23 protein-coding genes are annotated in these 23,514 nt (G+C 56.0%); 13 read left to right on the top strand and 10 right to left on the bottom strand.

The window, feature by feature from the left end; all coding sequences use genetic code 11:
• The first annotated feature begins 6 nt into the window (after nt 1–6).
• The 3 genes from paaD to AC2FIT_RS06005 are packed head-to-tail and all read left to right on the top strand — an operon-like array spanning nt 7 to nt 2,339.
• Nucleotides 7–468, top strand: a complete 462-nt coding sequence (gene paaD, locus AC2FIT_RS06015) for a 1,2-phenylacetyl-CoA epoxidase subunit PaaD (protein WP_496827601.1) — start codon at nt 7–9, stop codon at nt 466–468.
• Between the two features lie 13 nt (nt 469–481).
• On the top strand, nt 482–1,555 hold the full coding sequence (locus tag AC2FIT_RS06010) for a 2Fe-2S iron-sulfur cluster-binding protein (protein ID WP_496827599.1): 1,074 nt from the start codon (nt 482–484) through the stop codon (nt 1,553–1,555).
• 13 nt (nt 1,556–1,568) lie between these two features.
• Entirely contained in the window at nt 1,569–2,339 is a 771-nt protein-coding gene (locus tag AC2FIT_RS06005) for a Phenylacetic acid catabolic protein (protein ID WP_496827597.1), read from the top strand.
• A gap of 137 nt (nt 2,340–2,476) precedes the next feature.
• Here AC2FIT_RS06005 and AC2FIT_RS06000 read toward each other — a convergent pair whose 3' ends face one another.
• The 5 genes from AC2FIT_RS06000 to hmgA all read right to left on the bottom strand — a co-directional run bounded on the left by AC2FIT_RS06000 (nt 2,477) and on the right by hmgA (nt 8,042).
• Entirely contained in the window at nt 2,477–2,665 is a 189-nt protein-coding gene (locus tag AC2FIT_RS06000) for a DUF2783 domain-containing protein (protein ID WP_496827595.1), read from the bottom strand.
• Nucleotides 2,666–2,669: 4 nt separating this feature from the next.
• Complete coding sequence (locus tag AC2FIT_RS05995; RefSeq protein ID WP_496827593.1) at nt 2,670–4,295, bottom strand: FAD-dependent oxidoreductase; 1,626 nt, start codon at nt 4,293–4,295, stop codon at nt 2,670–2,672.
• Between the two features lie 42 nt (nt 4,296–4,337).
• Nucleotides 4,338–5,288, bottom strand: a complete 951-nt coding sequence (locus AC2FIT_RS05990; RefSeq protein ID WP_496827591.1) for an MBL fold metallo-hydrolase — start codon at nt 5,286–5,288, stop codon at nt 4,338–4,340.
• 86 nt (nt 5,289–5,374) lie between these two features.
• The gene (gene fahA, locus AC2FIT_RS05985; RefSeq protein ID WP_496827589.1) at nt 5,375–6,631 is read right to left on the bottom strand and encodes a fumarylacetoacetase; all 1,257 of its coding nucleotides are present in this window, start codon (nt 6,629–6,631) and stop codon (nt 5,375–5,377) included.
• A gap of 55 nt (nt 6,632–6,686) precedes the next feature.
• Nucleotides 6,687–8,042 (bottom strand): homogentisate 1,2-dioxygenase, encoded by a 1,356-nt coding sequence (hmgA, locus tag AC2FIT_RS05980; RefSeq protein ID WP_496827587.1) that lies wholly within the window; start codon nt 8,040–8,042, stop codon nt 6,687–6,689.
• Between the two features lie 135 nt (nt 8,043–8,177).
• On the opposite strand from hmgA, the gene AC2FIT_RS05975 reads away from it, so the two are divergent.
• A complete protein-coding gene (locus AC2FIT_RS05975) occupies nt 8,178–8,615 on the top strand; it encodes a MarR family winged helix-turn-helix transcriptional regulator (protein WP_496827585.1) in 438 nt (145 codons plus the stop codon).
• Nucleotides 8,616–9,233, top strand: a complete 618-nt coding sequence (maiA, locus tag AC2FIT_RS05970) for a maleylacetoacetate isomerase (RefSeq protein ID WP_496827583.1) — start codon at nt 8,616–8,618, stop codon at nt 9,231–9,233.
• Here maiA and AC2FIT_RS05965 read toward each other — a convergent pair.
• From AC2FIT_RS05965 to AC2FIT_RS05955, 3 genes are all read right to left on the bottom strand, one after another.
• The gene (locus AC2FIT_RS05965) at nt 9,230–9,775 is read right to left on the bottom strand and encodes a MarR family winged helix-turn-helix transcriptional regulator (RefSeq protein ID WP_496827581.1); all 546 of its coding nucleotides are present in this window, start codon (nt 9,773–9,775) and stop codon (nt 9,230–9,232) included. The two genes, maiA and AC2FIT_RS05965, sit on opposite strands and share 4 nt — an antisense overlap.
• A gap of 295 nt (nt 9,776–10,070) precedes the next feature.
• Complete coding sequence (locus AC2FIT_RS05960) at nt 10,071–11,450, bottom strand: pyridoxal phosphate-dependent decarboxylase family protein (RefSeq protein WP_496827579.1); 1,380 nt, start codon at nt 11,448–11,450, stop codon at nt 10,071–10,073.
• A 450-nt stretch (nt 11,451–11,900) separates the two neighbouring features.
• Nucleotides 11,901–12,887, bottom strand: coding sequence for a zinc-dependent alcohol dehydrogenase family protein (locus tag AC2FIT_RS05955; RefSeq protein ID WP_496827577.1), 987 nt, complete (start codon nt 12,885–12,887; stop codon nt 11,901–11,903).
• Nucleotides 12,888–13,091: 204 nt separating this feature from the next.
• On the opposite strand from AC2FIT_RS05955, the gene AC2FIT_RS05950 reads away from it, so the two are divergent.
• The 3 genes from AC2FIT_RS05950 to AC2FIT_RS05940 are packed head-to-tail and all read left to right on the top strand — an operon-like array spanning nt 13,092 to nt 17,905.
• Entirely contained in the window at nt 13,092–14,087 is a 996-nt protein-coding gene (locus AC2FIT_RS05950) for an HlyD family secretion protein (RefSeq protein WP_496827575.1), read from the top strand.
• Nucleotides 14,084–16,780 (top strand): ribosome-associated ATPase/putative transporter RbbA, encoded by a 2,697-nt coding sequence (gene rbbA / locus AC2FIT_RS05945; RefSeq protein ID WP_496827573.1) that lies wholly within the window; start codon nt 14,084–14,086, stop codon nt 16,778–16,780. The genes AC2FIT_RS05950 and rbbA overlap by 4 nt, the downstream gene beginning before the upstream one ends.
• On the top strand, nt 16,781–17,905 hold the full coding sequence (locus AC2FIT_RS05940) for an ABC transporter permease (protein WP_496827571.1): 1,125 nt from the start codon (nt 16,781–16,783) through the stop codon (nt 17,903–17,905). It begins immediately after the preceding gene.
• 66 nt (nt 17,906–17,971) lie between these two features.
• On the opposite strand, the gene AC2FIT_RS05935 is transcribed toward AC2FIT_RS05940, so the two are convergent.
• Nucleotides 17,972–19,765, bottom strand: a complete 1,794-nt coding sequence (locus tag AC2FIT_RS05935; protein WP_496827569.1) for a PHA/PHB synthase family protein — start codon at nt 19,763–19,765, stop codon at nt 17,972–17,974.
• Nucleotides 19,766–20,464: 699 nt separating this feature from the next.
• The gene (locus AC2FIT_RS05930) at nt 20,465–20,737 is read right to left on the bottom strand and encodes a hypothetical protein (RefSeq protein WP_496827567.1); all 273 of its coding nucleotides are present in this window, start codon (nt 20,735–20,737) and stop codon (nt 20,465–20,467) included.
• Between the two features lie 412 nt (nt 20,738–21,149).
• Here AC2FIT_RS05930 and AC2FIT_RS05925 point away from each other — a divergent pair, with 412 nt between their 5' ends.
• The 5 genes from AC2FIT_RS05925 to AC2FIT_RS05905 all read left to right on the top strand — a co-directional run bounded on the left by AC2FIT_RS05925 (nt 21,150) and on the right by AC2FIT_RS05905 (nt 23,283).
• Entirely contained in the window at nt 21,150–21,473 is a 324-nt protein-coding gene (locus tag AC2FIT_RS05925; RefSeq protein WP_496827565.1) for a hypothetical protein, read from the top strand.
• Between the two features lie 38 nt (nt 21,474–21,511).
• Nucleotides 21,512–21,727, top strand: a complete 216-nt coding sequence (locus AC2FIT_RS05920; RefSeq protein WP_496827789.1) for a phage minor head protein — start codon at nt 21,512–21,514, stop codon at nt 21,725–21,727.
• 21 nt (nt 21,728–21,748) lie between these two features.
• Nucleotides 21,749–22,225: a hypothetical protein gene (locus AC2FIT_RS05915; RefSeq protein ID WP_496827563.1), complete on the top strand. Its 477-nt coding sequence runs from the start codon at nt 21,749–21,751 to the stop codon at nt 22,223–22,225.
• Between the two features lie 114 nt (nt 22,226–22,339).
• Nucleotides 22,340–22,708, top strand: a complete 369-nt coding sequence (locus tag AC2FIT_RS05910) for an endonuclease toxin domain-containing protein (protein WP_496827561.1) — start codon at nt 22,340–22,342, stop codon at nt 22,706–22,708.
• A complete protein-coding gene (locus tag AC2FIT_RS05905; RefSeq protein WP_496827559.1) occupies nt 22,705–23,283 on the top strand; it encodes a contact-dependent growth inhibition system immunity protein in 579 nt (192 codons plus the stop codon). The genes AC2FIT_RS05910 and AC2FIT_RS05905 overlap by 4 nt, the downstream gene beginning before the upstream one ends.
• Nucleotides 23,284–23,514 lie beyond the last annotated feature (231 nt).

Genomic DNA, 23,514 nt, shown 5'->3' with positions numbered 1-23,514 from the left:
GCCAAAATGAACCAGGTGCCGACAGACCAGATTTGGGAGTGGCTGGATGCCGTTCCGGACCCCGAAATTCCGGTCATTTCAGTGGTTGATTTGGGTATTGTGCGCGATGTCTGCTGGGATGGTGGCACGTTGAAGGTAACGGTCACACCGACCTATTCCGGCTGTCCGGCGACATCCGTCATCAGCATGGACATCGAAACGGCGCTGCGGGATCACGGGATAAAGGATCTGCGGATCGAAACCAGTATCTCACCCGCATGGACGACCGATTGGCTGAGTGAAAAAGGCCGCGCACGGCTTGAAGAATATGGCATCGCCCCTCCGCAACCGGCGGGCGGTCCGGAACGTTGCCCACATTGCGGCAGCAAGGCGGTTGAGAAGGTCAGCCAGTTCGGCTCGACCCCGTGCAAGGCGCACTGGCGCTGTACGGACTGTCTTGAACCTTTCGACTATTTCAAGTGCATCTGAGGAGGAGCACCGGATGGCACGTTTTCACGACCTGAAAGTCACCGATATCCACAAAACGATCCGTGATGCGGTGGTTTTGACGCTGGAGCCCATGAACGGTGCGGCGGAAGAATTTGATTTCACCGCTGGTCAATACCTGACTTTCCGCCGCGATTTTGACGGCGAGGAATTGCGCCGGTCCTACTCGATCTGTGCGGGCAAAGACGATGGCGTATTGCAGGTCGGAATCAAGCGGGTCGAGGGCGGGGCCTTCTCAGGCTGGGCAAACACAGAACTGAGCGTCGGAGATATCGTACAGGCCATGCCGCCGATGGGCAGTTTCCACGCTCCGATTGATGCGAACGCCGAAAAGAAATATCTTGGTTTTGCCGGAGGTTCGGGCGTTACACCTGTTTTGTCGATCCTCAAAACGACCCTCGCGCGGGAACCCCAATCGCAGTTTACGCTGATCTATGCCAATAAAGGCATCAACACGATCATGTTCCGGGAAGAGCTGGAGGACCTCAAGAACCTCTACATGGGTCGTTTCAACGTGATCCATATTCTTGAGACCGATGCTCAAGACATCGACCTTTTCACAGGGTTGGTCACACAGGAAAAATGCGCAGAATTGTTCAAACACTGGGTCGATATCGACAACGTCGACACAGCATTTATCTGTGGCCCCGAGCCGATGATGCTGGGCATTGCCGCTGCCCTTCGCGAACACGGGCTTGATGACAGTCAGATCAAATTCGAACTGTTTGCCAGCGCTCAGCCGGGTCGCGCAAAACGCAAGACAAGTTCGGCGGATGCTGACAGGAAAGACAATCAGACCAGTGCATCCATTACGCTGGATGGGTCTACGCAGTCGCTGACTATTCCGAAGAACCTGTCCATTCTGGATGCCGCTTTGGAAAATGCAATGGATGCCCCCTATGCCTGCAAGGCGGGTGTGTGTTCGACCTGCCGCTGCAAAGTGCTAGAAGGAGAGGTCGAGATGATCGCCAATCACGCGCTTGAAGATTACGAAGTTGAGAAAGGCTATGTGCTGAGCTGCCAAGCCTATCCCGTAACAGACCGCGTGGTCGTTGACTATGACCAGTAAACGGGAGGCCGACATGACCGACACAATGACCCTCGATAGCTATCTTGCCGCAGGTGGCGTGCTGACCAACCCGTCGAATGTACCCCCACGCTATCGCGCTGAGTTGCTGAAACTGATGGCGACTTTTGTAGACAGTGAGCTGGCCGGGGCTGCGGGCTTTGCTGACATCATTAATCTTGGGCCGGGAATCAAAGAACGTATCGCCGCGGCCAAGATCGTGCTTGAGAAAACGGACCATGCGCACCGTGTTCTGAACATCATGGGAGAGTTCGGAGCCGACACGGACCGCTACGCAAACCATCATCCCTGGACGGCGCGGCTAGGCCGCGACGCGGATATCGGAGCGACACGTTCCGAGCATGACATGCGTTTGGCCGTGTTCAACTATCCTTTCTCGGGCTGGACGGACGCTGTGATTATGAACCTACTCATGAGCCGAGCCGTAGCTGAACAATTGGCCGAGTATTCAACGATTTCCTACCAACCCCTGGCCGAAGCGTTCCGTTCGATTGCCCCAAGCGAAGCGCACCACGGCGATTTGGCCTTGGAAGGCGCGACGAAGCTGATCGAAAAGGGCGAAGACCAGCATATGCAGGACTCGGTGGACTACTGGTGGCCTCGCGTCGCAGTGTCTTTCGGAGGCGACGATCCAAAACGGTTTGAGTTTTTAAAATCCCTTGGCCTGCGGCGGAATAAAAACAGTTCCTTGCGGGACCGCTGGAGCCAAACAACGGCTGAAACTCTGAAAACCTTGGGAATGAAAAAACCCGAACAGAACGTATGAACAGATAGGACTCGGGCCAGTCCGCAGGTTTAGACGACAGGCCCGATTGCGCAGGACATAGAAAAACAGGTGGCGCTTTCCTACCGCGGGCTCGGGGGTGTTTCTGCGCGAAAATTGACGGGCAAACCAAAAAGAGGTCAGGTTTTCTTTGCAGCCTCTAGCGCCTGTTTCAGTGTTTCCCGCTCTCCGATGTGATTGGACAGGATGAGTATAAGGCGAGAGTTCAGCGCCTCGCTTTCCTCATCCGACAACCCCTCATGCGCGGCAATGAGGTCTGCGTAAAAATCATCCGGTGAATACAGGTTGGGTTCAGTAATCAGGGGCATCGGCTTATTCCTTTCCGCAGGCTTTCCGGACTGCTGAACGCAGTGCATCCTCGTCGTATTCACGCCAGCGCGCCGTGACATGCTGATCAGGGCGGATGAGGTAGACCGCCTGGCTTTCCGAACCAAGATACCGGTCCGTCAAAGCGCCCGTAGGATCATCAGTGGTGTTCAGGGATACGCTTCTGACTTTGATCCCGTCGATATCGACGCCGTTCGGGACATCGGTGTTGATCGCCAAAATTACAAAGTCATTTCCAAGCTGATCAAGCAGGTAGCCATCACCAACCGGCGCGTCTTTGCACGGAGACCCCACCCGGGACGCAACAGGACCTCCGGGAAGATCGTCTGCACCATTCAATGGCGAGTGATCATAGGTGCAAGGCACTGATAAACGTCCCGAATTCACCAGAGGCCGCGCAAACGTAAAGCGTTCTGCCAGATTGAGGACAGCATCCCGAAAATACTTGCTCACCTTTGATTTCGGAGTGATGAAATCGGTTGATCGGGTCGAATTCAGGATGTTTTCATCCGCGCCGTAAATCCGTTCGTCATCATAGGTGTCCAGCAGACTTTCCGGGGCTTTGCCCGAGATCACAAGCCCAAGCTTCCAACCAAGGTTATCGACGTCCTGAAACCCGGAATTTGCGCCACGCGCACCGAACGGTGACACCTGATGCGCGGCATCACCAGCGAACAGAACGTGACCGTGGCGGAACTTATCCATGCGGCGGCACTGGAAGGTGTAAATAGACGACCAGACCATTTCATAGTCAACATCATCGCCCAGCATCGCATCCAGCCGCCTGCGGATGTTTTCCTCTTTCAGTTCCTCTTTGCGGTCGACATCCCAGCCGATCTGGAAATCAACGCGCCACACGTCGTCGGGTTGTTTGTGCAGCAGGGTCGAGGCGCCGGATTTGAAGTATGGTTCGAACCAGAACCAGCGTTCTGTCGGAAACTCGGTACTCTTCATCTTGATGTCGGCAATCAGGAAACTGTCCTGAAACACACGACCTTCAAAGCCTAGACCAAGCATGTCACGCGTTGGCGAACCAGCGCCATCGCAGGCGATCATCCAGTCTGCCTCAAGCTGATATGGCCCGTCCGGGGTTTCGACGGAAAGAACGACATGGTCGTCTTTCACATCTATGGCATCGACCCGGTTCTTGCCACGGATCTCGATCGGCGCGCCTCGCTCCTGTTCAGTGCAAATGGCGTCGAAAATGAACTTTTCAAAGTATGGCTGCTGAAGGTTGATGAATGCAGGGTTGCGATGTCCGGACTCGGGCAACAGGTTGAATTCGTAAACCTGCCGGTCATCCTGAAACACTTTTCCGACGTTCCAGACCACCCCTTTGTCCAGCATGGGTGCGCCGCAACCATAGCGGTCTGCGATTTCCAACGTCCGCTTGGCAAAGCAGATGGCACGGCTGCCCATGCCGATTCCTTCATGGTCGTCCAGAACCAGGGCCGGGATGCCCTGCCGACCCAGATCAAGCGCTGTGGCCAGACCGATTGGGCCACCGCCAACGATGACGACCGGGTGTCGCACCGCATCAGACTTGTCCTGATCCTTGGACTTTTCATACGGGTAAAGCTTGAAGGCGAGGGAATATCGGTCTTGAAACATCGTCGTACCTACCTTGCAGAATATGGCTGAGATGATCTGGGATCACCCTTGCAGTTGTTCCCACATTTCGAGATCCCGTTTGTCGGTCCAGATGCGTGGGTGCCAGATACCGCGCGCTTCGTCATATGCGCGCGAGACGTTGAACGGCAGGCAGTGTTCGTAGATGGCGTAGTCTTTGAACTTGGGGTCGCAGGCATCGCGGACCGCGTCCCAGGCGTCTTTCAGGCTGCCGCCTTTCATGGCCACCTTCTTTGCGGGCTCATAGGTTGAGTTGACGAAGTCGCGTGTACTTTCGATCGCGCGCTCGACCGCCTCTTTGCCGATCAGCGCACCGCCGCGGCCCGGGGCGATGGCGTCGACATCATAGGCTTTGATATTGTCCAGTGTCTGACACCAATCTGAAAAGTAGCCGTCGCCGCAATAGCAGGCCGAATGGTCCTCGACGATATCGCCGGTAAACATAACGTTTTGGTCGGGCACGTGGATCACCGCATCGCCTGCAGTATGGGCGCGGCCGATCTGTTTGATATCGACGCGACGGTTGCCGAGATAGACGGTCATGCTGTCGCTGAAGGTGGTGGTCGGGTAGGTCAGACCCGGAATGCTTTCATGGCCCTCAAATAGGCGCGGAAAGCGTTGGAATTCGCTGTCCCAGTCTTCCTGCCCGCGTTCTACCACCATCGAACGGGCAACATCGGACATGATCACTTGCGGTGCGTTGTATGCCGAGGCCCCCAGAACCCGTACTGCGTGGTAATGGGTCAGAACCAGGTGGCTGATCGGCTTGTCGGTGACCTCGCGCACCTTCTCAATCACTTTGTTCGCCAGACGCGGTGTGGCCTGAGCTTCGACAATCATGACGCTGTCATCGCCGATGATGACGCCCGAATTCGGGTCGCCTTCGGCGGTGAAGGCCCACAGGCCATCGCCGATCTCATCAAAGGTGATTTTCTTTTCGGTCAGGTCGCCTTGCGACGCAAATGCCTTGGCCATGTGGTTTTATCCTTCTGACGTTGCGCCGGTGGTTGGATCGCGAAGCCTCCGGCGTGGGTATTCTTGAAACGCTTATGATCAGACCGTCATCTGCCGTATGGATCGTCGAGCGCCGGCAGAAGCTGCCCTGTGCAGTCACCGAACCCGATTGTGTAGCCATCGCCTTTGGCTGCGCCTGAAAGGGTCAGGGTATCGCCGTCTTCGATGAAGCTGCGGGTCTCGCCGGTGTCTAGCGTAATCGGCTCCTTGCCTCCCCAGCTGAGTTCCAGAAGGGACCCGCGATTCTGCTTTTCCGGGCCGGAGATCGTACCGGAGCCCAGCAAATCGCCTGTATTCATCGGGCAGCCGGATGTGGTGTGATGGGCCAATTGCTGCGCCGCCGAGTAATACATCTCATTATAGTTGGTCCTGGCAATGGTTGTGGCCGTCTTGCCCTTGGGGGCCATCGTTATCGACAGGTCGATGTCATACAGCATCGGGCCGCAATCTTGCAGGTGATCCAGCAACTCGAACTCCCGCGCAGGGGTGTCGCAGCGGAACGGCTCCAGCGCAGCTTTGGTCACGATCCAAGGGCTGATTGAGGTCGCGGTGGCCTTGGCCTGAAACGGCCCCAAGGGCTGATATTCCCAGGCCTGAATGTCGCGCGCCGACCAGTCGTTCAGCAGCACGTATCCAAAGATGTTGTTATCTGCCTCCTGTACCGAGATGGGACCATCAGAGGGGGTGCCAACGATGGCACCCATCTCAAGCTCAATGTCGAACCGTTGCGACGGGGCAAACCGGGGCAGTGCGTCGTTCGGTCCTTTCAGCTGTCCCCACGGTCGGCGAATATCCGTGTCCGAGACAACCACCGATGATGCTCGCCCGTTGTAGCCGATCGGGATATGCAGCCAGTTCGGCGGCAGCGCGTTTTCTGGACCGCGAAACATTGTGCCGACATTCTGGGCGTGATGACGACCGGCATAGAAATCAGTGTATTCGCTGACCGCGAAAGGCATATGCATCTCGGCATCGTCTTGTGCGACAAGCAAAAGCTCAACTCTAGTTTGGTCTTCCGAGCCTTCGGCCAACAGGCTTCTCAGCCGGTCTCGCAACGCAGTCCAGACAGCCGGGCCTTCTTCCATCAACGGGTTCCAGAAGGGTAAATCGAACAGGGGTTCGTCGATCAGCGCAATCAGACCTTCGGCCTCGGCGGCGCAGACGTCCAGGATCATGTCGCCAATGGCCACACCGCAACGCGGCTCGCCATCTTCGGTCGAAAATACCCCATAGGGCAGGTTGTTCAGAGGAAAGGGATGGGCCTCATCATTGGCTGAGTTCACCCAGGATTTCATCAAAGGCATTATATTTCCTGACTTTTAGCACGAGAGCGGGACTCGTCGATGCCGTCGTGTTGCATCACTTTTTTCCGGGCGTGCCGTCGAATTTCTTTTCAATATCCGTCCAGCAGTCGATGTAATCGTCCTGAAGCGGCGCCTCCTTCGCAGCAAACCCGGTGAGGTGCTGCGGGAAGCGGGTTTCGAACATGAACGACATGGTGTTGTCGAGCTTGTCCGGCCCAAGGTTGGCATTTGACGCCTTTTCAAAGGCTTCTTTGTCTGGCCCATGTGGAAGCATCATGTTGTGAAGGCTCATACCGCCCGGAACGAAGCCCTGAGGTTTCGCGTCATACTGGCCGTATATATTGCCCATCAACTCGGACATAATGTTCTTGTGGTACCAGGGCGGGCGGAAAGTGTCTTCCATCACCATCCAGCGCTCACGAAACAGAACAAAGTCAATATTGGCTGTTCCGGGATGTCCCGAAGGCGCGGTAAGGACGGTAAAGATCGACGGATCAGGGTGGTCAAAAAGGATCGCTCCGACCGGGCAATAGGCGCGTAGATCGTATTTGTACGGCGCGTAGTTGCCGTGCCAGGCCACAACGTCCAGCGGGCTTTGATTGATCTTGGTGACGTGGAACTGGCCGCACCATTTCATCGTCACGGTCGAGGGGACTTCGCGGTCCTCGTACGCGGCCACCGGGGCCTTGAAATCGCGCGGGTTGGCCATGCAGTTGGCTCCGATCGGGCCGCGACCGGGAAGTTCGAATTTCTGGCCGTAGTTCTCGCAGACAAAACCCCGGCAGGGACCTTCCAGCACTTCGACCCGGTAAACAAGGCCGCGCGGGATGATCGCTATCTCTTTCGGTTCTACATCAATGATCCCCAGCTCGGTCGCAAAGCGCAGGCGGCCTTCCTGCGGAACAACCAGCAGCTCGGAATCGGCCGAGAAGAAATAGTCGTCCACCATAGACGTGTTGACCAGATAGACATGGCTGGCCATGCCCACCTGCGTGTTCACATCGCCTGCTGTGGTCATTGTGTGCATGCCTGTCACCCAGGTCAGCGGCTGATCCGTGTGTTCTACTGGGTCCCACCGGTACTGACCCAAAGAAATGACATCCGGGTCAATACAGGGGGCCGATTTCCAATAGGGCAGGTCGATCTTTTCGTATCGATGCGAGTGCTTGACCGATGGGCGAATGCGATAGCACCAGGTGCGCTCGGGCGGATTGGCGGTAAAAGCCGTACCGCTTAGCTGTTCGCCATACAGGCCATAGTTGCATCTTTGCGGGCTGTTCATTCCCTGCGGTAATGCGCCGGGCAGGGCCTCGGTCTCAAAATCATTGGCCCATCCGGGCATGTAGCCCTTGGAAATAGCGTTTCCATCATCGGCGACAGTCAATCCGCTGTGTTTCACGAGTTCATTCATCTGGATCTCCCACTCACTCGATTCGGTAGATTTTGAGCTTGCAGTAAATATTTGTTGCATTTGCAACGTTGTCAATATTTTTGTTGCAGATGCAACGAAAATCTGACTTCAATAGCGTCGAAAGGACTTCGATGCATGAGCTCCACAGACTTGCCAGAATTCGATTTGGAACGGTTTTTGCCGTACCGGTTTACTGTTTTGGCCGCGCGTTTAAGCGCGGAAATGGCGCAGCACTATAAGCATGAGTTTGGCATTTCGAACCCCGAATGGCGCGTTCTTGTGAATGTTGGATATGCGGAAAATCCATCTGTTAGGGACATCGAGAAAAGGGTCAGTCTGGAAAAGTCCAAGGTCAGTCGGGCAGCGGCACGCCTTGAAGCCCGCGGCCTGATCACCAAGGTTGAAGACCCCAATGACCGGCGGCTGGTCAAGCTCGATCTGACAGAAAAAGGCGCTGACCTTCTTAGCCGGCTGGTCCCAATCGCGCTGTCGTTTCAATCCAGCCTCGAAAACAAACTTGGTGCATCTGAGGCCACCCTGCATGAGGCGCTCGATCTGCTGTTGGAAGATTGAATGATCAAACTTTATGACTATTGGCGCTCGTCAGCCAGCTATCGCGTTCGGATCGCCCTTGGCCTTGCCGGCGAGAATTGGGAAGCCGTCATCGTAGATCTGCTGAATGCCGAGCAGCGTTCCGAGGCACATCTGGCCAGAAATCCTCAGGGCCTTGTGCCAGTGCTGGAAATAGATGGACACAGCTTTACCCAATCTCTGGCGCAGATCGAATACATTGACGAAACCAGAGGCCTTGGCCTTTTGCCGTCGGGCCCCGCGAACCGGGCTGAAGTGCGCGCTTTGGCTTATGCGGTGGCGATGGAAATCCATCCGGTTTGTAATCTACGGGTTGCGAAATGGGCCGTCGAACAATCAGAAAAACAGATCACGATGGAAGGTTGGATGCAGCATTTTATCGGTGAAGGGTTGATGGCATACGAAGCCATGCTTCAGGGCGGTAGGTGTTCTTACGGTGACCGTGTAACGCTGGCCGATGTTTGCCTGATGCCTCAGCTTTACAATGCGCAACGGTGGGGTGTTGATCTGGCTGGTCTTCCCAAGATTGCGCGGATCAAGGAAAGATTGGATCAGATTCCGGCCTTTCAGGATGCTCATCCCGATAACAGCCCGCACTAACCGTCCATTTTTACCTGATCCTGCCCATATTCAGCAACAGCCCGTTGAAGCGCGCGAAGCCCTTCCTTTAGCTTGCTTATGTCTTCCTCGCTCATGTGCTCCAATATCGCGTCAGCACAGCTCTGAACGGCCGGAAAAACTTGGTTGAAAAGAGATCTTCCCGCCTTTGTACAGGTGTACTGGCGCAACCGCCGGTCATTATCCGCCACGGCACGGGCAATCAGGCCTTTGTTCTCAAGTCGGGTCGCAGCGCGGCTTACCTGAACCTTGTCCAGCGTGGTGCGCTGCGCCAGTTGCAGTGAGCTCAACTGACCGGCGCTGGCCAATAAAAACAGCAGGCGCCATTCCTCTCTCGATAAGCCAAATGTGCGGCCATAGACCTGAATAAGCTGGCGCGAAAACGCTTCGGCTGTCGATGCAAGCTGATAAGGGAAATATGTTTCAAGCTTCATTGGAACGCCTCTTTTGCTGATATTATAGCTCGTTGCATATGCAACGAACTGATCTGAATCAAATCGATTTGAACCATAGGTGACCAGCACGGTCGATCCCGACCAGTTCAGCAAGCTTCTGCGGGGGCCACTACGGCAAATGGAATGTGCGGCGCTTTTTGCAGGACAGCCAAACACCGTCGCTTTGTATCGACTGGCTGCACGTCTCGCGTAAATCTTTGCACCCGTAACGCGATGCCAATGTCGTGGTCGTAAAGTTTGGCCCGAATTCTGGGGGAGAACACTTTGACAGTGGATGAGCTAATGTACATCCAACGCAAAAGGGTAGCCGACCACAAGATTGCCGACAGGAAAACTTCTGCCCATCTGGCGCGCCGCCTCGGCACTATGGATTGGCAGTGGCCAAGCCCTCACGCGCCGCCTGCAGCGTGTTCAACAGAATATCGATATCCTGATCGCTGGTACGCCAGGATGAGACGCTTATCCGCAGGGCCAGCTTTCCGTCCCAGACTGTGGTGCCGAACCACGCCTTCCCAGAGCGTTCCACCAGTTGCTGAAGCTCTTTTGTCTGTGCCGCAGTGGCACATCTGAACAGGACCTGATTCAACGCAGGTTCGCATAGCAGTTCAAACCCAAGAGAGGGCAGAGTCCTTGCGATCCAGTCAGCCATGGCGCAGTGTTCTTCGATGAGATCGGCAACGCCGGCGCGGCCAAGCGTGCGCAAAACCGCCCAGATCGGTATGCCGCGGGCGCTGCGGGAAAACTCGATGCCAAGGTTCTTCTGACTCTCGGTGGATGCGGTGGAATACACTGCGTCACTGTTCATGGCAGCCGCCATTGCGTCACGGTCGCGACAGATGCCAGCAGCACCGTCATACGGGGTATTGAGCCATTTGTGGCCGTCAGTCGTCCAACTATCCGCACCGTCGACACCAGTGGTAAGTTCACGCTTTGCCGGGGCCGCGCGCGCCCACAACCCAAAGGCACCATCAACATGCACCCATGCGCCGGCTTGTTTCGCTTTTTCAATCAGTGGAGCAAAGGGATCAAAGCTGCCTGTATTAACCTCGCCCGCCTGTAGGCACAAAATGGTCTGTGCATCCAATGCAGGGAGCCTTGCCGGATCGATGCGACCAGCGTTGTCAACTGGTGCCTTGATCAGACGGGCTTGGCCGAAACCAAGAATTCTCAAGGCCTTGAGAACGGTAATATGTGCCAATTCAGATACGACAACCTTGATTTCTGGCGCGCCCTGCAACCCCATGGCATCAAAATCCCACCCGCATTTCTTCAACAACTCGCGACGTGCGACGCTGAGGCAGACAAGCGTACTGGCGGTTGCCGATGTTCCAAACGCCACACCGCTTTCGCGCGGCAGGTCCAGAATTTCGAGCAACCACTGCGCGGCCACCTTCTCAATCTTGTCGGCAACCGGCGAATTTACCTGAGAGGACGCGCATTGATCCCAAGCCAAAGCAAGACGCTGTGCGGCGGCGGCGACTGGTAGCGTTGCGCCGATCACAAATCCGAAATACCGGGGACCGTTTGATACCGTAGTCGCTGCCGAGCCAGCTTCGTCCAGTAGGGCCAGTGTGTCTTTCGCGGATCCAGCGCCGTCGGGCAAAGGTTCGTCAAACCGCGCAAGTTGCTGCAAGGAAGCGCTGTCGGGAAAAACAGGCATGTCTTCCACTTTGGAAATGTAGCGCGCGGCTCTGGCCTCTGCATCGCTGAGTAGCTGCTGTTCTTCCAATTTAGGCCCTTGCATTGTGCACTTCCTTTCTGAAAACGCTACGGTGTTGATAGCAGATCAGACGATGGCGGGTATTGCTTACCGTGTTTCGGCTGAGTTGCGCGAATTTTGTTTTCCACTTTTGTTTCTGCGTCGGGAAAAGCCCAGAAGCAAACTCATGCTAAGCACCCACCGTTCAAGTACTTGTGATGAAGTCGGACTCGATACCGGACATTGCGGCGCATTTTCCGGGCAGCAGTGTCCTGTATCGGGAAAGGTCCCCAAGTCGAACGCTACTGCGGAAGAGGTCTTTCGTACCGCGCATTAATACCGATCCACTTGGTCATTCGATGTGGAACTGCGGCCTTTCGGAGAAAAATGGTAAACCGGTTTAAAGGGACACAAACGAAAAGTCAGCAAGAAGCAATACCTGTAGGTCTTTTATATCCGCGGCTTCAACACTCGCGAAATTTATTGCAAGTAAGGTCAGGGCACCAAGACCGCTGCCCCCTGCAAACGCCCCGCACGCAGGTCATCGATTGCTATGTTGGCGTCGATCAACGGATATTGTTGGGTCTGCGTTCGAATGCCCGCCGCTTCGACCAGGGAAAAAAACTCTTCCCCATCTTGTCGGGTCAGGTTCGCGACCGACAGGACATGTCGTTCACCCCACAAATCGCGGTATGGAAAGGCAGGGATATCGCTCATGTGGATGCCTCCGCAAACGACCCGACCTCCTTTTCGGACGGCTCTGAGAGCCATTGGAACAAGCGCGCCGACGGGTGCGAAAATTATCGCGGCATCCAGTTCTTTTGGAGGCAGTTGGTCGGAATCGCCTGCCCATACCGCCCCCAGGTTTCTCGCAAAGCTTTGTGCTTCAACATCGCCGGGCCGGGTCAACGCATAGACATTACGGCCTTGCCAGATTGCCAGTTGTGCCAGGATATGCGCAGCGGCCCCGAAGCCGTAGAAGCCGATTTCCTGTGCATCTCCTGCCATGCGCAGACTGCGAAACCCAATCAGCCCTGCACACAGCAGCGGTGCCAGCGCAACCGGATCAGCGGACTCGGGCAACGCAAAAACATATCGCGCATCGGCCATGCAAGCTTCGGCAAAACCGCCGTTTCGCGTGTATCCGGTAAAGAGCGGCGCATCACACAGGTTTTCCTGCGCGTCCCGGCAATAACGGCACTGCCCACACGTTGAGCCAAGCCAAGGTACGCCGACACGCTGGCCGATTTTCAAATCCGTGACCGCTTCGCCTTTGCGCAGGATACGCCCGACAATTTCATGCCCAGGAACCAACGGAAGCTCGGGGTCTGTCAGGTCACCATCAAGGATGTGCAAGTCAGTGCGGCAGACACCGCAGGCCTCAATCCGGATGAGTACATCATGGGGGCCAGTTACCGGAAGTTCGATGTTTTCTTGACGAAGCGTGCTACCATCCCCCGTAAAGACCATTGCAAATGTCATCCTAGTGCTCCCCGTGAATGACCGCTCAACCTCATTGGCGCATTCCTACAGTTCGGGGCAGGGCCAACGCTGGCTAAGGCACTCCTTTAGCGCAACCTCAACTTACCATAGCACGAGGCCACAGGATTCAAGCTTGATCCATCGCAAGGCCGTCGATTTGGCCGCACGTTAGGGTCTTGTCAAAATCAACCACCTGGAAAAGCTATGAAGCAGAGTTCGCTTATTTATTTTGCTCTGGCTGCGCTCGTGATTACGGGCGGCATAATGTATGCCGTCATGTCCACGAATGGTGACCAGTTGCCGGATGGTTTTGTTCAGGGAAACGGACGGATTGAGGCCGAGCAGGTTGAGATCGCCCCCACGATCGCGGGGCGTGTCGTGAATGTATTGGCGGCCGAAGGTGATATGGTCGCCACCGGGGACATTCTGGCCGAGATGGACGTTGATGAATTGTCGGCGGCATTGGACAGGGCCAAGGCCGAGGTGGCGTTGGCGCGTCAGACCAAGGCGGAAGCCGAGGCGCTTGTTCTGCAACGTCAGAGTGAACAGCGCCGGGCCGAGCAGGAGCTGGATCGCGCAACGGCGTTGCTGGCCGGGCAGAATATCTCTGAAACCGTTTTTGAAGAACGTGAGACCATTCATCAGGTTGCTGAGGCTGTGTTAGGAGCGGCCAAGGCCCGTGTGGCAACCGCAGAAAGCCGTATTGCCGCATCTGAGGCCGAAGTGCGCCGGATTGAGGCGCAGATCGAAGATAGCCTCCTGCTGGCACCGATGCCCGGTCGCGTGCTTTATCGTCTTGCAGAGCCCGGTGAAGTTGTCGGCGCGGGTGAGCCGATCCTGACCCTTCTCAGCCTCCAGAAGGTGTACATGGAGGTATTTCTTCCAGCTCGCGAAGCCGGACTTTTGCCTATCGGGGCCGAGGCACGGATCGTGCTCGATGCGTTGCCGGACTACGCGATACCTGCATATGTCAGCTTTGTGTCGCCCGAAGCGCAGTTCACACCGAAACAGGTTGAAACTCTGGATGAACGCGAGCAACTGGTGTTTCGCGTCCGCGTTCGCATACCTGAGGATCTGGTCGAAAGCCGGATTGAGCATGTCAAAACCGGTCTTCGCGGCGTTGCAGTGATCCGGGTCGACCCGAGCAGCGCCTGGCCCGAAGCCCTTGAACGGCGCATACCACAAGAGCTGTTCGAATGAATGCCAAGGTCTCTGCGCCGGAAATCCGCGTTGCCGATGTCACGCACAGATATCGAAAACAAATTGCGCTGGAGTCTATTTCCCTAAACATTCCGACCGGCAAGCTTGTTGGATTCATCGGGCCGGACGGGGTCGGGAAATCCACTTTGCTTAGCTTGATTACCGGCGCAAAAAAGTTGCAATCAGGGTCAATCGACGTTCTGGGCGGATCGATAGACGCACCCGCACATCGCCGCCGCATTTGTCCGGCAATCGCATTCATGCCGCAAGGATTGGGGCGCAACCTCTATTCTGAACTATCGATACGCGAGAATCTGGAGTTCTTTTCGGGCCTTTTCAGTCAAGGGCAGGATGAGCGTGATGCCCGGATTGAGGCGTTGCTATCAGCAACCGGACTTGCGCCTTTTGAGGATCGCCTGATGGGCAAACTCTCTGGCGGGATGAAACAGAAGCTGGGCTTGTGTTGCGCATTGATTCATGATCCGAAACTTCTGGTTCTGGACGAGCCGACAACCGGGGTTGATCCGCTGTCGCGGCGACAGTTCTGGGCTTTGATCAATGCGATCCGGTCCGAAAACCCAAAGCTCTCGGTTCTGGTGTCGACAGCCTACATGGAAGAAGCAGAGAGTTTTGACTGGATCGTCGCGATGGACGCTGGCCGGGTCATCTTTCAGGGGCAACCTACCAGGTTGAAGGGGGACGAAAAGGACCTGGAAACCGCGTACCGACGCTTGCAGGCGCAAGGCGCACCTGCCATTACGTTGGATGAAAGTCCAGCCCGCCAGATTGAAACAGACCCGGTGATCACCGCGCGCGGGCTGACACGGCGCTTTGGCGATTTCACGGCTGTTGACAGCGTGGATTTCTCGATAAAGCGGGGCGAGATTTTCGGGTTCCTCGGATCGAATGGATGCGGCAAATCCACAACCATGAAGATGCTGACAGGGTTGCTGCCGGCCAGTTCAGGTGAGGCCTTGCTTTTCGGCAAGCCCGTTGACGCCCGCGATCGGGAAATGCGGCGGCAGATCGGATATATGAGCCAGGCCTTCTCTCTTTACGGTGAATTGTCGGTGCTTCAGAATCTTCGGCTGCATGCCCGCGTGTTCGACCTTTCTGACCGAGAGGAGCGTATCGTGGAATTGACGGATCGTTTTGGACTAACCGGCCATCGCGATACGCTGGCGGCCACGTTGCCGCTTGGGATCAAACAACGCCTGTCGCTGGCGGTTGCCGTCATCCATCGCCCGCGTGTTCTTATTCTGGATGAACCAACGTCAGGTGTTGACCCAGCGGCACGAGATACGTTTTGGGCCTTGCTTGTCCAACTTGCGCGCGAAGATTCGGTTACGATATTTGTGTCCACCCATTTCATGCCCGAAGCAGAACGGTGCGACCGGGTTTCCTTCATGCATGCAGGCCGGGTTCTGGCAGAAGGCACGCCAGCGGACTTGATCGCCAATGAGGGCGCGGACAACCTTGAAGGAGCATTCATTTCAATTCTTGAAGCAGAGGAAGAACCGCCACCGGTTGTCGCGCCAAAAGTGGATATGAGCGCTCAAACCAAAGATGCGCGGGCAAGCTTTGGCTGCGCCTTCGCGTACACACGGCGCGAAGCCGTCGAAGTGGCCCGTGACCCGGTTCGGCTTGCCTTTGCCTTTCTTGGGTCTGCCATTTTGATGTTGGTCTTTTGCTTTGGCATCACGCTCGATATTGATGAACTTGATTTCGCACTTCTCGATTTGTCTCAAGGTCCTGAAAGCCGGGCCTATGCGGCAGAGTTCGCAGGATCATCTTATTTCAAACCCACACCTCCCCTAGACAGTGCTGCGGAAGGACGTAGCCGGTTGCAGGCCGGAGACGCCTCGCTGGTTATTGAATTGCCGCCTGACTTTGGCCGTAAGTTGCGGGCGGGAGAAACAACCAACGTCCTGGCCACAGTCGATGGGGCCATTCCGTTCAAAGGTGAGACGGTTGAGGGTTACGTTGCCGGGCTGCACCAGACATTTCTGGATGACCAGGCACGCAACACTGGCAAAGCCCCGGTTGAGATTGCCAGAATCGAGCCCCGGTTTCGATATAATCAGAGCTTTGAGAGCATTGCCGCAATGGCCCCGGCGATGCCTGCAATCCTGCTTATCATGCTGCCAGCCGTCCTGATGGCGGTCAGTGTCGCGCGAGAGCGGGAACTGGGATCTGTCGTCAATTTCTACGTCACACCAACGACGCGGCTTGAATTCCTGGTCGGCAAGCAAATCCCATATATTGTGATTGGCTACGCGAATTTCCTGCTTTTGGCCGGGATGACGATTTTCATCTTTGGCGTGCCACTTAAGGGGGATCCCTTTCCCTTGGCTGTTGGTGCGTTCCTGTATGTCTGGGCGACGACATCCTACGGATTGGTGATTGCGACCATGACCTCCAGTCAAGTGGCCGCTACATTTGCGACGGCCATTGCCTCGGTTGTGCCAACCATTCAGTTCTCGGGCCTATTGCAGCCTGTTTCAACCCTTGAAGGGGGCGCACAGGTGATCGGCTCATTCTGGCCGTCGTCCTATTTTTTGCACCTGAATGTCGGTGCATTTACCAAGGGGCTGGGTTGGGAGGCGCTTGCCCCAGACATTTTGGCGCTGGCCTGTTTCGGGCCGGTGCTGACGCTGATTGCCGTCCTCTGCCTGCGTGCGCAGGAGAAGTGAATGCAGCGCATTTCCTGCATATTCTGGCTGGGCCTGAAAGAGATGATGAGCCTGCGCCGTGATTGGGTCATGATGGCGTTGCTGGTTTGGTCGTTCACACTAGCGCCGATCATGGAGGCGACGGGTGTTGCAAGTTCCGTGAACAATGCCTCGATCGCGTTTGCGGACGAGGACAACTCGCCGCTCTCCCGCACGCTTTCCACTGCGTTTTTCCCGCCCGAATTCCAGCAGGTTGTTCAGATCGAACCCGGGACCGGCCCTGAACATATGGATGCGGGGCGCTTCATCTTTGTTGTTGCCATACCGCCGGGGTTTGAGAAGGACCTGCGCGCGCGGCGCCAACCAGAGATCCAGGTACTGATCGACGCCACAGCCATGGAGCAGGCGGGTATTGGCGCAAGCTACATAACCAACATACTGAGCGCCGAGATTTATCGTTTCGCAGCCGGCGTCGATCTCGTCGACGCGCCTCCGGTAGATCTTATCCTGCGAAGCGCCTTCAACCCAAACAGGGATACAGTGCGTTTTGCGGGTATCGTGGCCCTGATCGGCCAGATCATGTGGCTTACGACGATCCTGACCGGTGCTGCCATGATCCGGGAACGAGAGCATGGGACGATAGAACATCTTCTGGCGCTGCCCTTGGCCCCGTTCGATATTGCAATGGCCAAGATCTGGGCAAATGCGGCGGTTGTGCTGATCGCGGCAGGGGTGTCGCTTGTCTTTGTCATGCAGGGTGTGTTGGACATCACCATTGCCGGATCGAAGCCCTTGTTCCTGTTAGGGACTGCTCTCTTTCTGTTTACAGCTACCGCATTGGGGGTTTTCCTTGCCACCATCGCACGGTCAATGGCGCAGTTTGCGCTTTTGGTTATGCTGATTGTCCTACCCATGCTGATGTTATCAGGCGGCGAGACGCCGGTCGAAGGTCAACCGGCCTGGCTACAGGCCGGGACGCTGTTCCTTCCGTCGCGCCACTATATGTCGGCCAGCCAGGCAATCGTTTTCAAGGGTGCCGGGATAGAAACCGTCTGGCTGGAATTTGCGTCGATGGCGGCATTGGGCCTGGCCTTGCTGATCACAAGCCTGGTCATGTTTCGTAGGTCGATCGCCCGTATGAGCTGACATGATCCGACGATCTGAGAGCGCTCCGTAGTGGCCTGAGCTTTTGGTCCAGCTTTTGCGCCGCTTTCAGGTTTGGTGAACGTAGCTGCCGGGCGCATCTGGCAGCTTATTGGCGCTTCGCCGTTCCCCACCCATAGGCGGAGGTTTGGCCTCGCCCGTTGAGTGCTCTTTTAGCCAAGCAGCCATAGCGGGCCACCAGGATCCTTGTCGCACCTCTGCAGTTTCAAACCATTCATCAGGAGATATATACAGCGCATCAGCTTCCCTGTGATCCAGCCGATAGTGGCGGTTCTTGTGCCCCGGCTCGCTCAGGATGCCGCCGTTGTGGCCGCCATTGGTCAGCACAAATGTCAGATCCCCATCCGTAAACAGCCTGATTTTGTAGACCGACCGCCACGGCGCAATATGGTCGGATTCTGTACCCACCACGAACATGGGAACGCGAATGTCCTTCAGTGCGACAACGCGGCCTTCAACGGCAAATCGCCCGGCGCTCAGGCGGTTTTCCAGAAACAGACCCCGCAAATATTCCGAATGCATTCGCGCAGGCATGCGTGTCGTGTCGTTGTTCCAAACCGTCAGATCCGTCGGTAAATCCGCCTCGCCCAGATAATAACGCCGCACGGCGCGGGCGTAGATCAGGTCTTCGGCACGGATGGTCGTAAACGTACGCGCCATTTGCGGTCGATCCAGACAGCCCTGCAGCCACATAAGATCTTCGACAAACGCAACTTGGCTGTCGTCGATGAAAAGCAACAACTCACCTGCTTCGGCAAAATCGACTTGCGCAGCCATAAGGGTGATGCTGGCCAGCCTGTCATCTCCGTCGCGTTGCATAACGGCAGCGGCAATCGCCAAAAGGGTGCCGCCAAGACAGTATCCATTGATGTGAATCTTTTGACCCGGAACGAATTTCGAAATGGCATCAATCGCCGCCATGACGCCGTTCAGGCGGTAATCCTCTAGGCTAAGATCGGCCTGTTTTGCCGTAGGGTTTATCCACGAAATCATAAAAACCGTGAACCCCTGATCAACAAGATAGCGAACCATCGAGTTTTTCGGCGACAGATCAAGCACGTAATATTTCATGATCCAGGCGGGTACGAACAGAATTGGCTCGACCTGTACGCTGTTGGTGGTTGGTGCGTATTGAATCAACTCGAACAGAGCATTGCGGTAGACGACCTTGCCGGGGGTTGCAGCCAGATCTGTGCCAAGCTCGTATCCTTTCGGCGGAAGGTCATGCTTTTGCGTCGCGGCGTGCGTAAAATCTTCTAGGAAATGCGCGCTGCCTTCGATCAGATTGCGACCACCCGTTTGCATGGTACGCCTAATGATTTCAGGATTTGACCACGGGAAATTCGACGGGGACACTAAATCAAGGGCTTGCCGAACCTGAAACTGCGCACGTTCTGCGTCGCGGGGCGCGATACCAGGCATGCTGTCCGTCGCAGCCTGCCACCAATCCTGAGTGCTCAGGAAAGCTTGTTGCCACAGCGAGAAAGGGGCTTTCTGCCAGCCCGGATCGCTGAAGCGGTGGTCTTGTGTTCGGGTTTCAAAGGGCGGGGTGGGTTTTGACCCTGCTGCCAATTTGCTGGCATATTCCGAGAGCTTGGCCGTATTCTTTGCAGCATGTTCCACCAGTTCGAACTGACGTCCCGGCGACCGGCTGAGATGAAGGGCCCAATCCATCCAAGTGGCCATGATCGAATGCGGGGAAACCCCTGCCGTGGCACGCGCCATTGCCGCACGCATTGCGCGGTCAAGTTTCTCATACGGGTGGCCCCCGGTGCCCGGATCAGGCTCCGCCCGGGTCGTCTTGTCTTCGGCAATCGGTTTGCCTGGAGGCAATTCAGTCATCGGGTTTCTCCGTTCTGGGTCTTGCGCGGTGACACAAACTTATGAACTGCGACCGGTACAATAATCCGCTGCCTGCGTGGTTTTCGTCGTAAAGCACGATTCTCTGGCGTTGGATGAAGACATGTGACGGGAGTGTGCCAACAAATTCTCGCTGGTGAACTGACCCATGTCAATTACCCGTGAAAGTGCCTTAAGCGGTCATGGAATGGACCGGAAACAAGGCACACAGCGGGCGACCTGGCGTCTTGTGGCCAACGGTTCTGTGCTGATCGGCCGCTTTGAACTCCGCCAGAGTGGCGACGGCGCGCGGAGGCGCTTGGGGTCCATCATGGTGAAATACACACTTGATCGCTTGTCGGAGTAAAGGCCGCTAACGCGGTCTGCATTGGGGATCAAACATGCAATTAGCATTCGGGACCGTTCATTTCGTTATTCTACTTGCTGCACTTAGAATTCTGTCTGACTTCTAACGAAATGTGCTCCATCGGGGCAGACGCCCACAGGCTGGCGGAGAAGCGCGCTGTAAGTGTTCGCGTTCGGAAATGTGTCGGAGTGTGCGATGCGTCACAAAAGGGCGCAGGGGACCCAAGGGGGGTGTCCCAGTGGGGGTAGGTCGCATACGTAGTTGCCTCAAGCAAATACCGGACCAATTTTTGCTAGTGCTAGCAAAAGAGCGCCGGTTTCTCCGCGGCGTGCAAATCAAAGGCCCTCATCCGTCAGAACGGCATCTGCGACTAAGTCAAGCACACCGTAGATGTCAGCGCCAAGGGTGCGGCAGATGACAACGAGTTCTGCCACCTCAATCCGGCGTTTTCCGCTTTCGGTGCGAGCAAGGCACTTGGTAGTGTAGGCAACAGATTTGTTGCGGCATTTGTTGACACCATTGACGATGTCCTGGAAGCCTTTGACTGTGATCTTACTTTGGTTGCGAACGATGTCGCGGCTTTTCTGCGCGATGAAGTGCAAGAGCACAGAATTCTGTATGTCGAGAATATTACCTCTTATGAACGAGTTGCGGGGCGCAGCTTTGGAGGGCTGCCAATGAAGACGCGGGCCAACTTGCGTATTTCCTGAGTGACGCGGACGGAGCAGTGATTGACAGTGAACTGCCGGTTGGCGGTATCTCTTGGGGATCGGTGGTTCGTACTAGTCGTCCAAGACCGACATGCCCGACACAGGCAGAAATGGTGCGGGGCTACGACGCCTTTTCAACCGATTAAGCAAGACGGGCTTGGCTGCGTTCGCTGCGAGACAGGGGTTGCAACTGATTCCCATTCGCCAAACCCGTTGCCTCAACTGTTTAACTAGCACCGCACGGTCTGATTTCGACCTGTTAACCGGGTTTTACGATGTTGCCCCCGTTCATTCGGATGCGGCGTGGTTCGTGGAAACGAAGTTTACCCAATTTCTGAGGTCAGGTGGGAACGGCGGCTATGTATTGTCGCGCCACACGCATGGGGTGGTTGCGCGCCCGCTATCGCGCAAAGCAGATATCCCCGGCCTTTCCGCATTGCAGCAACAATTTGCCACCAATCTGGATTTTGCGGATCAGATCAATGTTGACCTTCTGCTGCGGCTCACGCACGGCGGATTTGGTGCCCCTCTTTCCGCTACCGACTTGGCGGATGTTTCCGGCGACAAGGCCGCCGCGATTCAAGCGTGGTCGGAGCGGTTGGAAGCGATCTGGGCCGACCACGCGAGCGGTTAAGCCGCTTCAACTCCGTCCGTCGTGCGATGGAATAAAACCTGATCACGTCATTCTCCGGGCTGATCAATGAACGCGGGCAACGCGCTCTGGGGATTGATCAGTACATCTGGCGGTCCCGTGACGACGACAAAGTACGCCATGTGCATGCCAAACATGACGACAAGGTCTTTGACTGGGACAATCCGCCCAAAACCGGCCATGCCGGACAAGCCTATAATTGCCGATGTTTTGCCGAACCGTACCTCCTTGATTAACCGGAATGTGAGCCTGATTTCGTGGCGGCTCAGGTCGCTCATGGTCGTGGAGTGGATACGGGTGTCTGGGAAGCCATCAAAGACACCTTGGCGGACATTTGGCAAACGCTGAGTGAAATCCCTGAGAACCTCGCATGGGTCACCCGATTGGGCGTTCTGTCGGTGCGCGAACGGTTTGGAACGCTTTCTGACGAAGAACAGGCCGAATTGGACGAAATGCGCCAAGCGGTTGAAGACCGTATCGAGGAAATCAAGGCATTTTGGCGCGATTTCCCGGAAACGGCGAAAGCGTTCGCGGAATATGTCTACGCTGTTGAGACCCGCCCCGGCATGGTGATGGACGAGTACGCCCAGTGTCTTGCGACCTTGGCTCAGGTGGAAGAGGACGCGCGGGAACGGGCCTATCTGAATACGCTGATCGCCATGAACGTGGCCCTTGCGGGGTTGGCCGCGAAGTTGTTGCGCCGCAGAGGGAGGAGCGGCCGACTGTATGCGTGACGAACTATTGGACGAAGCGCAAAACGCCCGTCGTCTGCCATCCGATCCCGACTGGGACACAATCAACAATCCCGGCATCCGTTGGGGTGGTCCGATCAAGGAGCAGGGAGGACCTTGGGAAGATCGCTTGGAACTGCCGGGGCATTTGGGGGCCGTACACCGGACAACTTCAAGACCTTCGACTTCTTCGACGACGATCAAGGCCTTGCCACAAGCGCAAAGACATTGGACACGCGCGCGCCGGGATATGTGGACCGACCCAGCTGTATCTACGGAGCATTGAAGCGATACATTGACCAGATCGACGGCTTTGATGGTTCCAATACCAATTCCTTCCCATTGCGTCCTGACCAAATCGACTTCCAGCGCCTTGAACTCGTCATTCCAAATGACACAACACCTGAACAGTTTACTCATATTCAACGCACGATAGACTATGCAGAGAGTTTGGGGATCGACGTAAAAGTGAGCCGCATCCGATGAGAAAAGTCCTGACCACAGATGAATGGGTCGCAAAACGGCGCGCGGAGGCGGCGGAGCGAAAAAAGCGCTCCAAGACTCCCAATGAGTCCAAGGACGCAATCATTAATGTGCATCGCGCCTTCACGAAGATTGTCTCATTTGCGGTCTATCGGCGGGGTTGCCCTGACCCCAAGGGTTACAATGAATTCCTCGAGCCAAACATGAATGCAGAAGATATGGGGCGTGAAGCGCGTGCGGCACTCATGGCGAGCCGCTTCATAACGCCCGATCATCCAGAATGGGAATCGGTGATGCGATTTCCGACGAAAGAAGAACTCAAGGCGTTGGCTGAAGCCGACAAAGCGCGCGCGGGTGTCAAGACCCTGAAAGCGCTGTACAACGGCGCAGGGAGCGTGACGCTGACCTTGCAAGACGCAAAGATCAGGCTCAAGCCATGGCGATATCGCGGGCGTTCCAGTTCGGAGGGCATTCGCGGCGATGAAGATACTGTCTTACCGGAAGACGTGTCGGACGAAGCGTTTGGCAAGGCAATTCTTGGTGCGCTTGAGATCAGCCGAAACGCACGACGCGCTTAACCAAATTCAGCTTGCGATAGACTATGCTGAGAGTTTGGGGATAGACGTCAAAGTGAGCCGTAGACAGATGCGCCTCCCGCAATTGCGGTTAGGCTTTCAATTTAGTAATCTGTTCGAGTAGATAAATTTGCATTGCCGCTGAGGTGGGTGGCCGCCCCCTCAGCGGTTTTTCTTTCACTTTTCGGCGGAAACCGGACCTCAAAAACAGAATAATCCGGACAAAATCCGGGT

This window comes from Ruegeria sp. YTSA135, assembly GCF_059610165.1.
This window is presented reverse-complemented; position numbering and strand designations above follow the sequence as displayed.